The organism is Candidatus Nanosynbacter lyticus (genome assembly GCF_000803625.1).
Taxonomy (GTDB): domain Bacteria; phylum Patescibacteriota; class Saccharimonadia; order Saccharimonadales; family Saccharimonadaceae; genus Nanosynbacter; species Nanosynbacter lyticus.
The window spans coordinates 692,065-705,138 of the sequence record NZ_CP007496.1; the positions used below are offsets into that span (position 1 = coordinate 692,065).

Annotated in this window: 13 protein-coding genes; 5 read left to right on the top strand and 8 right to left on the bottom strand. The window is 38.8% G+C overall.

The window, feature by feature from the left end; genetic code table 11:
• Positions 1-57: 57 nt before the first annotated feature.
• A complete protein-coding gene (locus TM7x_RS03665) occupies positions 58-624 on the top strand; it encodes a hypothetical protein (RefSeq protein WP_039327898.1) in 567 nt (188 codons plus the stop codon).
• On the top strand, positions 624-2,894 hold the full coding sequence (locus tag TM7x_RS03670) for a hypothetical protein (protein ID WP_158386504.1): 2,271 nt from the start codon (positions 624-626) through the stop codon (positions 2,892-2,894). The genes TM7x_RS03665 and TM7x_RS03670 overlap by 1 nt, the downstream gene beginning before the upstream one ends.
• 5 nt (positions 2,895-2,899) lie before the next feature.
• Here TM7x_RS03670 and TM7x_RS03675 read toward each other — a convergent pair whose 3' ends face one another.
• The 4 genes from TM7x_RS03675 to TM7x_RS03690 are packed head-to-tail and all read right to left on the bottom strand — an operon-like array spanning position 2,900 to position 8,496.
• Complete coding sequence (locus TM7x_RS03675) at positions 2,900-5,098, bottom strand: glycosyltransferase (protein WP_039327902.1); 2,199 nt, start codon at positions 5,096-5,098, stop codon at positions 2,900-2,902.
• Between the two features lie 2 nt (positions 5,099-5,100).
• Complete coding sequence (locus TM7x_RS03945) at positions 5,101-6,510, bottom strand: glycosyltransferase family 2 protein (protein ID WP_082001361.1); 1,410 nt, start codon at positions 6,508-6,510, stop codon at positions 5,101-5,103.
• Positions 6,511-6,514: 4 nt separating this feature from the next.
• Positions 6,515-7,678, bottom strand: coding sequence for an ABC transporter ATP-binding protein (locus TM7x_RS04025; protein WP_138074108.1), 1,164 nt, complete (start codon positions 7,676-7,678; stop codon positions 6,515-6,517).
• Positions 7,678-8,496, bottom strand: coding sequence for an ABC transporter permease (locus TM7x_RS03690; RefSeq protein ID WP_039327904.1), 819 nt, complete (start codon positions 8,494-8,496; stop codon positions 7,678-7,680). Before TM7x_RS03690 ends, TM7x_RS04025 begins: the two co-directional genes overlap by 1 nt.
• A gap of 31 nt (positions 8,497-8,527) precedes the next feature.
• Between TM7x_RS03690 and TM7x_RS03695 the strand changes: the two genes are divergently transcribed.
• Genes TM7x_RS03695 through TM7x_RS03705 form a run of 3 tightly spaced genes read left to right on the top strand, consistent with a single transcriptional unit; the run spans position 8,528 to position 10,908 of the window.
• Complete coding sequence (locus TM7x_RS03695) at positions 8,528-9,541, top strand: glycosyltransferase family 2 protein (RefSeq protein WP_039327906.1); 1,014 nt, start codon at positions 8,528-8,530, stop codon at positions 9,539-9,541.
• Between the two features lie 13 nt (positions 9,542-9,554).
• Positions 9,555-10,505 (top strand): glycosyltransferase family 2 protein, encoded by a 951-nt coding sequence (locus TM7x_RS03700; protein ID WP_039327908.1) that lies wholly within the window; start codon positions 9,555-9,557, stop codon positions 10,503-10,505.
• Complete coding sequence (locus tag TM7x_RS03705) at positions 10,474-10,908, top strand: GtrA family protein (RefSeq protein ID WP_039327910.1); 435 nt, start codon at positions 10,474-10,476, stop codon at positions 10,906-10,908. Before TM7x_RS03700 ends, TM7x_RS03705 begins: the two co-directional genes overlap by 32 nt.
• On the opposite strand, the gene TM7x_RS03710 is transcribed toward TM7x_RS03705, so the two are convergent.
• The 4 genes from TM7x_RS03710 to rpmH are packed head-to-tail and all read right to left on the bottom strand — an operon-like array spanning position 10,889 to position 12,851.
• Positions 10,889-11,350, bottom strand: a complete 462-nt coding sequence (locus tag TM7x_RS03710; protein WP_010164731.1) for a Jag family protein — start codon at positions 11,348-11,350, stop codon at positions 10,889-10,891. The genes TM7x_RS03705 and TM7x_RS03710 overlap by 20 nt on opposite strands.
• A gap of 9 nt (positions 11,351-11,359) precedes the next feature.
• Entirely contained in the window at positions 11,360-12,283 is a 924-nt protein-coding gene (locus TM7x_RS03715) for a YidC/Oxa1 family membrane protein insertase (protein ID WP_039327913.1), read from the bottom strand.
• A gap of 24 nt (positions 12,284-12,307) precedes the next feature.
• Complete coding sequence (gene rnpA, locus TM7x_RS03720; RefSeq protein WP_039327915.1) at positions 12,308-12,655, bottom strand: ribonuclease P protein component; 348 nt, start codon at positions 12,653-12,655, stop codon at positions 12,308-12,310.
• Between the two features lie 58 nt (positions 12,656-12,713).
• Positions 12,714-12,851 carry a 50S ribosomal protein L34 gene (gene rpmH, locus TM7x_RS03725; protein ID WP_010164724.1) on the bottom strand — a complete coding sequence of 46 codons (138 nt, stop codon included), beginning with the start codon at positions 12,849-12,851 and terminating at the stop codon, positions 12,714-12,716.
• Between the last annotated feature and the right edge of the window lie 223 nt (positions 12,852-13,074).

Consider the following 13,074-nt stretch of genomic DNA (forward strand, 5'->3'; position numbering starts at 1 on the left):
ATCTTTTTTCATATTACTCTTGTTGCTTATGCTTATTTATGTTAAAATATCATAAATATGAGAATCGCAAAGAAAAAACTTTCAAAAAAACATATATTATTTACTTCTGCGGTATTTGTCGTCATAGCCTGCTTATCTGTTTTTGCACTTGATAAGCTTGGTGTTATATCAATTTTATCAAAAGACACCATATTAAATATTTCCAAAGAACCAACTCAACAAGAGAAAAAATCTGAAGAAAAAACTAATCAGGATACCAAGGACTCTTTTTTGGATAATAGTAAAGACGACAAGAAAAAGTCTGTTGAAAAAAGTAAACCAGCACCCGTTCCAGTAAATAATTCTTCGATAGAATTATCTGCAAATAAAGATGGTAGCAATGTTACGATTATTGCAAAACTAAAAGAACAGGGATATTCACAAGGTAAATGTCTACTAATAATAACCGTAAATGGAAAGAAATATTCTCAAGAGGCAGAAATTATATATCAACCAGAATACTCAACCTGCGCTGGATTTTCAGTTCCTGTCTCATCTGTTGGCAATGGCAGCTGGGACATCTCTCTTTCCGTAACACCCATCAATGGCAAGTCTATAAATAAAAAGATGATAAAGGATATATGATGGCAAAATTTAAAATTTTTATCTCAACAATAGCCACTGCTATTGGTGTATTAGGCCTAGTTTTTTTTGCCAATCAGTCAGGCGCCATCACTTCTAGCGATTGGAAAGCGGGCAATATAGTCGACGATTTCATATTCACAAACTCCGACGACATGACAGTTGCTGACATTCAAGCATTTCTTAATAGCATAAATCCAAGTTGTGATACATACGGAACAGGACGTGCTACAGAAAGAGGAAGGGGCGATATTACGCGTGCTCAATATGCAGCATCCAGAGGTTGGGCAGGACCACCATATATTTGCTTAAAAGATTATTACGAAGTCCCCAAATATTCACCTGGCGATTATATACCAGCTAACAACTTTAGTGGCTCAATTCCACAAGGTGCTGTCAGTGCTGCACAGATAATTTATGATGCAGCAAAACGCAATAATCTAAGTCCAAAAGTAATTTTAGTTAAAATCGCTACTGAATCGGCCGGCCCACTCACCACAGATAATTGGCCGTTGCAGAGTCAATATACTTACGCCATGGGCTCGCATTGCCCAGATAGCGGCCCTGGAGGTAGCGCTAACTGCGACCGCAACTATGCTGGTTTTTCCATGCAGGTAGAATCTGGTGCTCAGCTAATGCGTCAGTATCTTGATAACATGGAAAAACCTTGGTGGAAATATAAAAAACCATTTGCAACTAACTCAATCCTATGGAATGTAGTACAGAGTGGCTGTGGCGCTGGAGATGTTTATATATCCAGCAAAGCAACAGCTGCACTATATACTTACACCCCGTATCAACCAAATCAGGCCGCTCTTAATAATATGTACGGACTAGGCGACCATTGCAGCGCTTATGGCAATCGTAACTTTTGGCGCGTTTGGAACGACTGGTTTGGATCGACCCAGTACAGCCGTCCAATCATTAGTTTCAAATCGCATATTAGCTACTATGGCTGGACTGGACTAGTACACAATCGCGGCATTACTGGCTTTACCGGCCAGAGCAAATCCATGCAAGCCTTCAGTATCGACGGTGAAGTTACCTATTCGTCGTATAGCGAGGAACGCGGTTGGCAGCCAACTGTCTATGGAGGTATGCAGTCTGGCACAACCGATCTCAACCGGCCTATTCAAGCAGTCAAAATCCAGCCAACTGGATCGCTTGCTGCAAAATATGACTTATACTACCGCACGCATGTCAGCTATGTCGGCTGGATGGGCTGGGCAAAAAATGGCGAGCCAGCCGGCATAACGGGCGGACCTGGAAATAACATAGAGGCCTTAGAAATCCGGCTTGTTCACAAAGGATCTAGCGCCCCAGAAGATTCAGGCCAAGCTTTCAAGAATATTAGCACAAAGGGAGATTCTTCGCCGTTAGCAGTCTCAATTAGCTCGCACGTTGGCATGGTTGGCTGGCAACCAGCAGTCACTGATGAAATGATTAGCGGCACTACCGGCCAAAGCCGTCGGATTGAAGCCGTCAAAGCCTCCCTTATTAATAAAACTGGCATTTCTGGCGACCTTCGCTATTCGTCTCACGTCTCATGGGTTGGCTGGCAAGACTGGAAAAATGCAAACGAAATATCAGGCACTACTGGTCAGTTCAAATCAGTCGAAGCAATTCGTTTTATGCTCACTAGCGACCTTGCAAAATCATACGATATCTGGTATCGTGCTTATTCGCAGTATGTCGGCTGGATGGGTTGGGCAAAAAATGGCGAGCCAGCCGGATCAACTGGCGCAACCAGACAGCTTGAGGCCATCCAGATTCGTATAGTGCCAAAAAATTCAATCGCCCTACCTAGCGGCGCATTCTACAACCCAGCCAATACGCCTGTCCCAGATTTGTATGATCTCAGCTATTCAACCCACGTCAGCTATGTTGGCTGGATACCAAATGTATCCCAGGGTGTCATGTCTGGTACAACGGGGCGATCGTTCGCCGTTGAAGCACTACGCATTGCCAAAGCTATATCACAACGCGACGGATCGACCATCACCATCCGCTGCTCGTCAAAATCGGCTAACGACCCTTGGTCGGCAGATATACCTGTGACTGAACAACAAATCTGCGGCACTACCGGCCAAACAAAAGCGCTCAATGGCATAAAACTATCCCTCAGTGAAACCGACGCCAAGAAATATGATATTTACTACCAAACTCACCTATCATGGATTGGTTGGCAAGAGTGGAAAAAGAACGGTGAGGTTGCCGGCGATAAACCAGGATCACACATTGAAGCTGTTAGGATAAAGCTTGTTGAAAAATAGAATCTCTATTTGTATATATCAACAATCCGCTGCTCAAGCTTACTCCACTGATAAGCTTGAGCAGTTTTTTGACCATTTTTAATGATTTTATCGCGCAGTTTTTTATCGTTTAGTAACTTTTCGACAGCTGCAACGCCCGCATCGATATCGCCTTGGCGATAAAATAGACAGTTGTAATCATCTTTTAGATATTCAACATTGCCACCATTTGGTACTACAACAGATACGCCGCCAGTCGCCATCATTTCAAGCGGCGGATATGAAAAGCTCTCAACGATACTAGTTTTAATCAAAATATCGCAGCTTGCGTACACTTCTCCAACTTTTTCTGGAGCAATACGATTATAAAATCTATCGACTCGGTACCAATCTTTTGGTTCCTTGCGATATGATAAATACAAAATCTCAAATTTATCAGGGTCAAGCCTCTCAACGATACGAAAAGCTTCGTCAGTATTTTTATACTCACTTTTGCTGTCGCCTTCAATAAGTATCTTTATTTTGCCCGTAAAATCACGTTTGCGATATGGGTACAATTCAAGATCAATTCCATTTGAGACATACTCGGATTCTTTATGAAAGACATCTTTCAACCACTTCTGACACCATAGCGACATCGTAATATACCGTATACCAGATTGATCGCAGTAAGAAGCGTTTGCCAAAAAGCGCGGTTCACCAGTGCCTGGTATATAAAAATCCGTTTCAAAGTTTTGCACAAAATAAAGCCGACTACGAACATTAGGCTGCTTCTTAACTAGCTCAACAGTTGACCACAACGTTGCAACCTGCGTGTCAAAAAACGCTTTCATTTTAGTTTTGTGCGTAGCAACGACATTAAATCCAGGCAACTCATATCTATAGCTATAGGTTTTCTTAGCAATTTTTAGAGCGTGCTTACTGACTGCATCAATTAGCGTCACGTCCCAGCCATGTCTTCTTAGTACATCAGCATGCTTTAAGGCGACAATTACTCCTCCCGAAATATCGGTCGACGGCAGAACAAAACCGATATTTCGCGCCAAATGCTTCCTAATAAACGAAGCTAGGTTATAGCCAGTGTACACCGTCGAATAGTTATGAATTATCTCCTCGTGAGCTTTATCTGCAAGTTTACCGCGCAAAGCCGAGTCTGATACTAGTAAGTCAAGCGCTTTAAACCACTCTGTGTCAGTATTGTTTACTAGTATGCCTGTTTCGTTATTCTGAATTTTCTCTGCAAAAGCGCCAATATTGCTGGCTATGGTTGGAATCTTTACAAGAGCCGCCTCAACCCATTTATTCTCAGATTTTGCGCGGTTAAAAATCGTATCAACCAGCGGCGCTAAAACAATATCGCACTCCGCCATAACAGCTGGCAATTCTCGCCAATCAACAAATCCTGACGTAATAAGACGCTCTTTATACGGATCAAGGGCGTCTGGAACATCCAGAATGCCAGCAATTTTAAGGTAAATTTGCGGATACTTTTCGAATATTTTAATAAGACTAGGAATAACGAGATCGAAATCTTCATTATGGGTAATGCTTCCACTGAAATAGCCGACGATAATTTTGTTATTATCTTTACTAACCGCCTCAAGCGCTAAATTAGATAGCTTAATCATTTCATCAGATGCAACATTGCGGTTAATCAACACTTCACCCTTCGTGTAATGCTGTAGCTCCTCTTGCAGTTGAGTAGTCGTGGTAACAACATGATCGCACAACTCCAGCGTTTCGCGCATTCGATTAACACCGTCGTCGTAGAGCTGCTTATCATCGACGCTCATCTGTTGAACATATTTAATTGAATCAGTATATTTCTGGTCAATTACTAAATCATCGATATCAAAAAAACAGGTTTTATTAAAATAATGCGCCTGCTTGATAAACTCACGAATCGTATCAGTTATTGGGCAGCGGAAAAATACAAATCCGCGATAATACTTCAATTGATCAAGCGATAATCTATCATAAAAAATGCTCTCAACAGTTAACCCCTGCGACATTAGCTGTTCCATCTGGTGAGCAACACGATATCGTTCTGGATGAGGCAGTGTGCAGCCATTTATAAATAATATGTCTTTATATTCCATCTTTCTTTTATCGGGAAACTTACGATAGTATAAATACTTTGCCGTACGCTTAGTAAATCGAACAAGGCCATCGTCCTTTATAATAACAGTACTTTTCTTTACAAGATTATTAACTTTTCGTATCATTACTAGTTCTCCTTTATTGTTATATACGGATTATATAGCGTCCTAAATCCTTTATTACAAAGCGCTTTGGTTAGCGATTGACTATCTATCTTTGTTGATTGATCAATCAAGGAAAGCTTTTTTCTCTCTATAAATAGTACCGAAGAGCATACATCTTTAAGATTATATTTCGAGGTTAAGTAAATGTGTTTCGTAAATGACCGTCTACTCAATTCCTGTATAAATTTCACGATTTTTTCATCTAAAATAGACTTTAAATTTCCTACAACTTGGCTCTCGTCATATATTCGCGGAATTACAGCACCAATGTCTTCTCTAAATATATCACCTAATAAACTATAATCTCCAGAATAATCAACTGAAGAGTTTGAAAATATTATTACATCTGAAGTTTCTCTACTCAAAACATTACCAACACTATCATCCCTGCTAAATAATATATTATTTACAGTGACATCTTGTTGAGAAGGGCTAGAATATCGCATACACCACTGAGCGCCATATAAAGAATCTCGTACTACCTCGGCCTCCATATGACGCTTTTTAATATCATCCGTTAAGGCTTTTTTTTGAGCACCAATAACATAAGGTTTTGCATCTAGGTTTCCTGCCGTAGAATTATTATGAACACGCCAATAATAAAGAATCTTCGGTATATGAGCAATCTGACTTGATTTTAGTGTTCGCGTTGCCCTCAAAAATAATTCCCAGTCCTGAGTTCCGTTGTATACGCCATCTTCACCTCCCAGTTCTATTAGAGAATCGCGCTGGATTATAGCAAAATGTGTAATATAGTTTATTGATCGCAAAAAATCAATATTCCAATCAGGCTTAAAAAATGGCTGATACTGTCGCCCTTTCTCATCAAGCTTAACTTCATCAGTATATATAAATTTTACGCCAGGCAATTCATTTATCTTATTAACAACCAATAGAAGAGCATCTTTATGTAGCATGTCATCATGATCTAATAACCCTATATATTCACCATTAGCTTTATTAATACCATAATTTGTTGCCCCTGCTATGTGTCGATTAGTTTTTAGAAAAAAAGGCTTTATTTTCGTATTGTTTTTTGCAATCTTTCTAATCTCATGTTTTACATCATCATTAGGTGAGGCATCATCAACAATAATCAATTCCCAATTATCATAAGATTGACCTTCAACTGATTTAATCATATCCCTCAAGTATTTAACTGGGGTATTGTACGTCGGAACAATAATAGAGATAAGAGGTTGTTTGTCTATTTTTTTATTTATAGGCTGATTGTGTGTTTGTCTATTTTCCCATTTTTCATAGATTTTTCTCTGTTGCGTATCAAGATATCTCCTGTACGGCGCCATTATTAGTAATATAAAATTATAAAGGTATCTCCTGCGCTTTATGATATTTTTTAAATAATTCAGCATCCCTCTATTTCCACGTATGGTCTAATTTAGTAACACCACCCCAACGCCCACTTTCATAATCCCGTTGAACTGAAAAATGAGGACCTTCTTCTATAAAAGCTATAGTGTCTATATCTCTTTTTCCAGTTAAGCCAGCTTTTATAAAATAATCCCCCTCATTAAGGTTCAACTTAACTGTATACTCTGCTTTGTTTTTGTGCTTAATTTTATATTGATCCTGATAGGTATTAGGGCCAAATACATATTCTCCATTTTCTCTAAATATAGCAACTCCGATATTCTTTACGTTAGGCTGCTCCCAAGATAATTTAATTGTAATCTGTTCATTATACTTAAAGGAATTATTCTCTTTACCTTGACTATCGTATATGCGTACATCAAAAGGTGCGGATGATCGATTAAAATTATGTGTTTTTGCGTGTTCTAATTGATTACTCATGCTATATGCAGCGGCAACTATATGAGGTTTTCCTTGTATCTTTACTTTGCCGTTCTCTATTAGTACAGCTTTATTGCAAAAACGCTCTACAGCTCCCATATCGTGAGTCACTAATATGACAGTCTTATTTTCACGCTTTAATTTATCAAAATAAGCATAGCATTTTTTCTGAAATGCCTCATCGCCAACCGCCAGAACCTCGTCAAGCATTAAAATGTCACCCTTAGCTTTTATCGCAATAGAGAATGCTAAGCGAACTTGCATACCACTTGAATAATTCTTCAGCCTCTCTTCCATAAAATCATGCATTTCAGCAAAATCAACAATATCATCGTACATTTCATCAACTTCTTTTCGACTGAATCCTAGAAGTGCACCATTCAAATATACATTATCCCTGCCGGACAATTCAGGATTAAATCCAACACCTAATTCGATAAAAGGAACTAATTTACCTTTTGTGCGTATATGACCCTTATTAGGTGTATATATACCTGCTATTAATTTCAATAAGGTACTTTTACCAGACCCATTTTTACCAACTATTCCAAAAAAATCACCCTCTTCAATACTGAAAGAAACGTTTTTTAGCGGAGTAAAGTCTCTATAGCCTTTTTTTCTCAACAAAAAGCCTACAACTTTCTGCTTAAACATATTCACCGACTCAATTGGAATTCTGAAAGTTTTAGTTACTCCGACGATTTCAACTATATTATTTTTTGCCATCATTATATATCCTCCGCAAAATACCGTGATTTTTTAGAAAAATAATAAACTCCAAATATTACCGTAATTAGTATTATTAGCCACGGTATTATGATACGCCAATCATGAATTAAATCAGTTGCTCTAATAATCGAACCATCTTGATTTATCAATACATACCTAGCATCTTGAATAATTTGCGTTACTGGATTAATAAAAAGTAGCTCTGCTGCCACACGACTGCGCTCTAGTGCCATTTGTAAAGGATAAATAATCGGAGCTGCGTAAAAAGCCGCTTGCAGAAAGATTTCCCAAATATAGCTAGTGTCACGATATTTCACGTTAAATACAGATAACAACAATGCTATACCTAAAGAAAATATATATAACTCGATAATAAGAGGAATAATCCATAGTGCCGAGAAAGAAAGGCTTACGCCATTTAACAGAATAAATATTAGAACTACGCCTAGATTAATAAATAAGTTGATTAAAGAAGATACTGTTCCTGATATTACAATAATATACTTTGGAAAATTTAATTTTCTAATCAAATCTCCCCTATTAACGATAGACCCTAGTCCATTACTTGTCGCTTCTGTAAAGAATGACCACAGAACAATACCTAACAGCATTGTTACGGGAAAATGAGGTATTCCCCTGTCTAATCTTAGTATGTGTACAAAAACAACATACAGGATAGCAAACAGAAACAGCGGTTTTAGTACACTCCATACATAGCCTAAAACCGAGCCCTGATATCTTAATTTAAAATCAGTTACAATAAGTTCTCTTAATAATATAAGGTTTTGACGACCTAAAAAGTTTAGAGGTTTCCACATCACTATTCTAGTATATAATAGTTAGTGTATTATGAATAGACTTGCAATTATAGTACTGAACTGGAATGGGTCTGATGACGCCATAGAGTGCATCGAATCTCTAACTAAGCAAACTTTAAAACCTACTATCATCGTCGTGGATAATAATAGTAGCGATAATTCTGTTTCCGTATTTGAGAAATATATTTCAATACATAAAAGAGAAGACATTACTTTAATTAAAAACCCACGAAATCTAGGGTTTGCTGGCGGAATTAACACCGGATTGGTTTATGCACGCAAACAAGGTTTCGAGTATATTGGCGTGCTGAATCCAGACGCAATTGCCGATAAAGAATGGTGTCAAGCACTCGTTGACGAACTATCTAGTCATCCAAAATGCGGCATTACAACTGGAATTTTACAGCGTCGCAACAGTAAAACTCTCGACACAACCGGCGATTTCTATACTACCTGGGGTCTACCTGGCCCAAGAAACCGCGATGAGCCTATAAAAAATGCACCCAACAAAACTGGTGAAGTTTTTGGCGCGACTGGCGGCGGAGCGATTTATCGCGCGGCAATGTTTGACGATATCGATATGTTCGACGAAGATTTTTTCATGTATTACGAAGATGTCGACCTCAGTTTTCGCGCCCAACTAGCCGGCTGGAAGGTCCGCTTTACGCCCAAAGCCATCGCTTATCATAAGGTTGGCGCCAGCAGCAAAAAAGTGCCTGGTCTCGCCGTTTATAATACCTTTAAAAACCTGCCGTTAGTTTTCATTAAAAACGTTCCAGGGAAGTTATTTTGGTATATTGGCCTGCGCTTTTTCTTAACATATTGGCTGATTTTTGCTAGCGCTTTCCGCCACGGCAACGGCTGGCCAGCTTTCAAAGGTATATTAGCCTCAATAATTCGTAAACCTGCTGCTTACCATAAACGCTGGTCTATTCAAAAAAACCGCAAAGTCTCTGTCAACTACATCCGCAGTATTATCCACGATGGGCCGTTACCCAATCAAACCGGACTGCTGAAATTTAAGCGTTTTTTCAGGATAAAGTAATATTCTTAGCGAAATGAAATCAATCACCATCCTTGTCCCAGTATACAACGAAGAATCCGTCCTTCCTCAGCTATTTGATCGCTTAGATGACGTCGCAAAAAATACTCCCAATTACAAATTTGAATTTCTATTCATCAATGATGGCAGCGTCGATGAATCTTTATATATTATTGCCGATCAAGCCCAGAAAGATACACGCATCAGTTATATCAATCTGTCGCGCAACTTCGGTAAAGAAATAGCGATGCTCGCCGGAATTGACCATGCCGAAGGCGATGCTGCCGTGATTATTGACGCCGATTTGCAAGATCCGCCAGAGTTAATAAAAGAGATGATTGCCTATTGGGAAGATGGTTATGATGATGTCTATGCTCGCCGCAGTAGCCGGCAGGGCGAAACTTGGCTAAAGAAAAAAACCAGCCAGTGGTATTATAGAATCCTCCAAAAATCGACTAGTATTCCTATTCAAGTTGATACCGGCGATTTTCGCTTACTGGATCAGCGTTGCGTTGAAGCCTTGCGGCAATTTCGTGAATCTCAGCGCAACACTAAGGCGATTTTCAGCTGGATTGGCTATAGGAAAAAAGAAATTTTTTACGATCGCGACCCCAGATTGGCTGGCCAGACTAAATGGAATTATCGCAAATTAATTAACTTGGCTATCGACGGTGTCACTAGCTTTACCACCGCGCCACTGCGAATGGCTACCATCTTTGGATTTATCATTTCCTTCGTAGCTTTCTGCTGGATTATCTATCTTTTAGTTCGCCCTTTGTTCGGAGTTTCGACTGGCGCCGGCTATTCTTCCTTAATGGCGGTTATCCTATTCTTAGGCGGCGTTCAGCTACTGTCACTGGGAATAATTGGTGAATATGTCGGCCGAATATTTATTGAAACTAAAAATCAACCGTTATATTTAATTGAGGAATATCATGCAGGAAATCGCAAAAAAACACGCCGATAAGCTACGTTTTACTATTGTCGGCGGCGTTAATACAGCGCTTGACTTCAGCATACTCTTTATCTTAACGATGCTTTTTAATGTCCCGAAAGAATTAGCTAATTTTATATCAACTTTTGTCGCATTTTTGTTCTCTTTCTTTGCCAATAAAAAATACACTTTCAAATCAACATCTAAGAATCTAAAAAAACAGTTTCTACTATTTACTATCGTCACACTATTTGGTTTATGGGTAATCCAAACAATTATTATTGCCACTATTACGCCAATATTCACAAATATTGGCGTAAATAAACCAGCAGCCCTACTTATTAGCAAGCTAATCGCCACTGTCGCCAGTCTTATCTGGAATTACACGCTCTATTCTAAAGTGGTCTTTAAAAAGCCTAAGAGCTTTTCTGACTAATAATCAGCTGACGATCCCGACCTTCACCTTCAGAGTGCGTCTCAATATCGCTATACTCACCCGCCAAATGATGTACCGTCCAGCGATCAGCCGCGTTCAAATTGACAATCTTTGACTCGCCAGTCCGGCGAACTTCCTCAATCCAGCCACGTGCTTTTTCAATAATTTTCTCGGCATGCTGTTTTTTATAATCAGCGATATCCAAATTCACCCTAACAGTCGAAGCTTTTTTATGATGAAGTGCTGTCGATAAAAGGGTCTGAATACTACGCAGAGTTTCCGCACCCCTACCAATTAAGATACTACTTCGTTCGCTACGCGGAATTGAAGCTATAATAATTCCATCCTCAATTTTTACAGCAACTTCCAGGTTTAAATCAAAAAATGTCAATAAATCTTCCAGATATTTTTTTACGAATTCAATAGTTTCGATTTGATCCATATTCCCTCCTTAACCTTTAGCCTTGATTCGCGTTATTCGCGCTTCTGTCGCCTGTTTAGCGCGTTTTTTCGTCTTGGCTGACGCTATAGACTTTTGAGAGGCTGTCTTTTTATTTGCAACTGCTTCCATTTCCAAAGAGTCTTGTTTAAGAATAATATGATTCTGTAAATATCCTACTGCACTAGCGGTTGCCAAATAAAGAGCTAAAGCTGCTGGTAGATATATAGTCACCATAAACATCATTAGTGGCATAAATTTCATCATCTTTCGGGTCATTATGGCATTTACTTCTGACTGATCAGCTTCTTTACCGCCACCAGCCTCAGCTAAAATGTCTCGTAATTTACGCTTACTGTCCGACTGTGGAGATAGCTGTTTTGAGGTCAAATATTGCAGATAGGCAGCAACTCCCGCCAGAATTAACAGCCCAATAATAACTCCGTCTTTCGACACAGCGTGCTGAGTTAAGTCTATAACACCTAAGAAGTTCTGATTGAACTGGTCTGGATTATTAACCAGATTATTAGCTACTGGAAGATTTTTTACAAAATCATAAACATATTTACCCAGATCAGCACGACTAGAAACAAAGATCTGCACCACGCGGTACATCGCAATCAAAATCGGTAATTGAATAATCAAAACACCTATAGATCCAAACGCGCTTATATTATGTTTTTTATATAGCTCCATCATCGCCAAATTACGCATCTGCGGATTTTTGGCATATTGTTTTTTAATCTTAGCCAGCTCAGGCTGCATCTTGCGCATTGCCTTTGCCTGATGAAGCTGTTTCTTAATCAATGGCCATAGTAATAACCTTACTAAAATCGTAAAGACAATAATACTAATACCAAAATCTGGAATTAGACTATAGATAGCCATCAACAGATTAAGAATCGGCCTAACAATAAACTCATCAAAAAAACTCATATCCTGATTATAGCAAAAATACTACTATTTATACAGTTTTGCCTGAGAAAGGATATTTTTTATGACTTGTTTTAAATCCTTATGTGGCATCAATAACACTTCTGCTGAAAATATAATAATAGCAACGTCTTGATCATTTTTTAGATATGGCAGTTCTAGGCGAATAATTTCATAAACCCGTCGACGTATTCTGTTCCGCCGCACTGCTGATTTTAAAACCTTTTTACTCACAACTACCGCGAATCTACTATGACTGCGGTATAGGTTTTTCACATATTTTACAGTAGCTATAGAAGAACGAGCCGCTTGTCCATTTTTATAGACAAATTTCAGACTACCATGACCGTGAAAACGATTACATTGTTGTAACATATTTTACAATTATATCAAAAAATCCCGCCTACATCGACGGGATTTTTTATTCGCTAGATTAAATAGCAATTTTAGCACGACCCTTCAAACGGCGTCGCTTCAAGACCATCCTACCGGCCTTAGTAGAAACTCGCGCTCTAAAACCGTGCGTCCTTGCACGATGTCGAGTGTGTGGTTGAAATGTTCGCTTTGGCATATCAAGAAATAGTATATATTTTTTTAGTATTTTTTGCAAGTCACTAGACACTTTTCCACTACCATGGCTAATTTTTCCACAGTTTTAACAGATGTATTTTTTAATTGTGGAAAACTCTACCCCTGTTTTCCTTTACATTACAGTTTACGGAATTGTACTTGTGGAAAACTCTTAATATTTGCTATAGTAAAGATAGTTAAAGAATTTGAGGGAGTAAGTTTTC

Excerpts from the sequence above, each read along its gene's own strand:
- TM7x_RS03665 (WP_039327898.1), top strand. The coding sequence starts at position 58 with ATGAGAATCGCAAAGAAAAAACTTTCAAAAAAACATATATTATTTACT.
- TM7x_RS03670 (WP_158386504.1), top strand. The coding sequence starts at position 624 with ATGGCAAAATTTAAAATTTTTATCTCAACAATAGCCACTGCTATTGGT.
- TM7x_RS03675 (WP_039327902.1), bottom strand. The coding sequence starts at position 5,098 with ATGATACGAAAAGTTAATAATCTTGTAAAGAAAAGTACTGTTATTATA.
- TM7x_RS03945 (WP_082001361.1), bottom strand. The coding sequence starts at position 6,510 with ATGCTGAATTATTTAAAAAATATCATAAAGCGCAGGAGATACCTTTAT.
- TM7x_RS04025 (WP_138074108.1), bottom strand. The coding sequence starts at position 7,678 with ATGATGGCAAAAAATAATATAGTTGAAATCGTCGGAGTAACTAAAACT.
- TM7x_RS03690 (WP_039327904.1), bottom strand. The coding sequence starts at position 8,496 with ATGTGGAAACCTCTAAACTTTTTAGGTCGTCAAAACCTTATATTATTA.
- TM7x_RS03695 (WP_039327906.1), top strand. The coding sequence starts at position 8,528 with ATGAATAGACTTGCAATTATAGTACTGAACTGGAATGGGTCTGATGAC.
- TM7x_RS03700 (WP_039327908.1), top strand. The coding sequence starts at position 9,555 with ATGAAATCAATCACCATCCTTGTCCCAGTATACAACGAAGAATCCGTC.
- TM7x_RS03705 (WP_039327910.1), top strand. The coding sequence starts at position 10,474 with ATGCAGGAAATCGCAAAAAAACACGCCGATAAGCTACGTTTTACTATT.
- TM7x_RS03710 (WP_010164731.1), bottom strand. The coding sequence starts at position 11,350 with ATGGATCAAATCGAAACTATTGAATTCGTAAAAAAATATCTGGAAGAT.
- TM7x_RS03715 (WP_039327913.1), bottom strand. The coding sequence starts at position 12,283 with ATGAGTTTTTTTGATGAGTTTATTGTTAGGCCGATTCTTAATCTGTTG.
- rnpA (WP_039327915.1), bottom strand. The coding sequence starts at position 12,655 with ATGTTACAACAATGTAATCGTTTTCACGGTCATGGTAGTCTGAAATTT.
- rpmH (WP_010164724.1), bottom strand. The coding sequence starts at position 12,851 with ATGCCAAAGCGAACATTTCAACCACACACTCGACATCGTGCAAGGACG.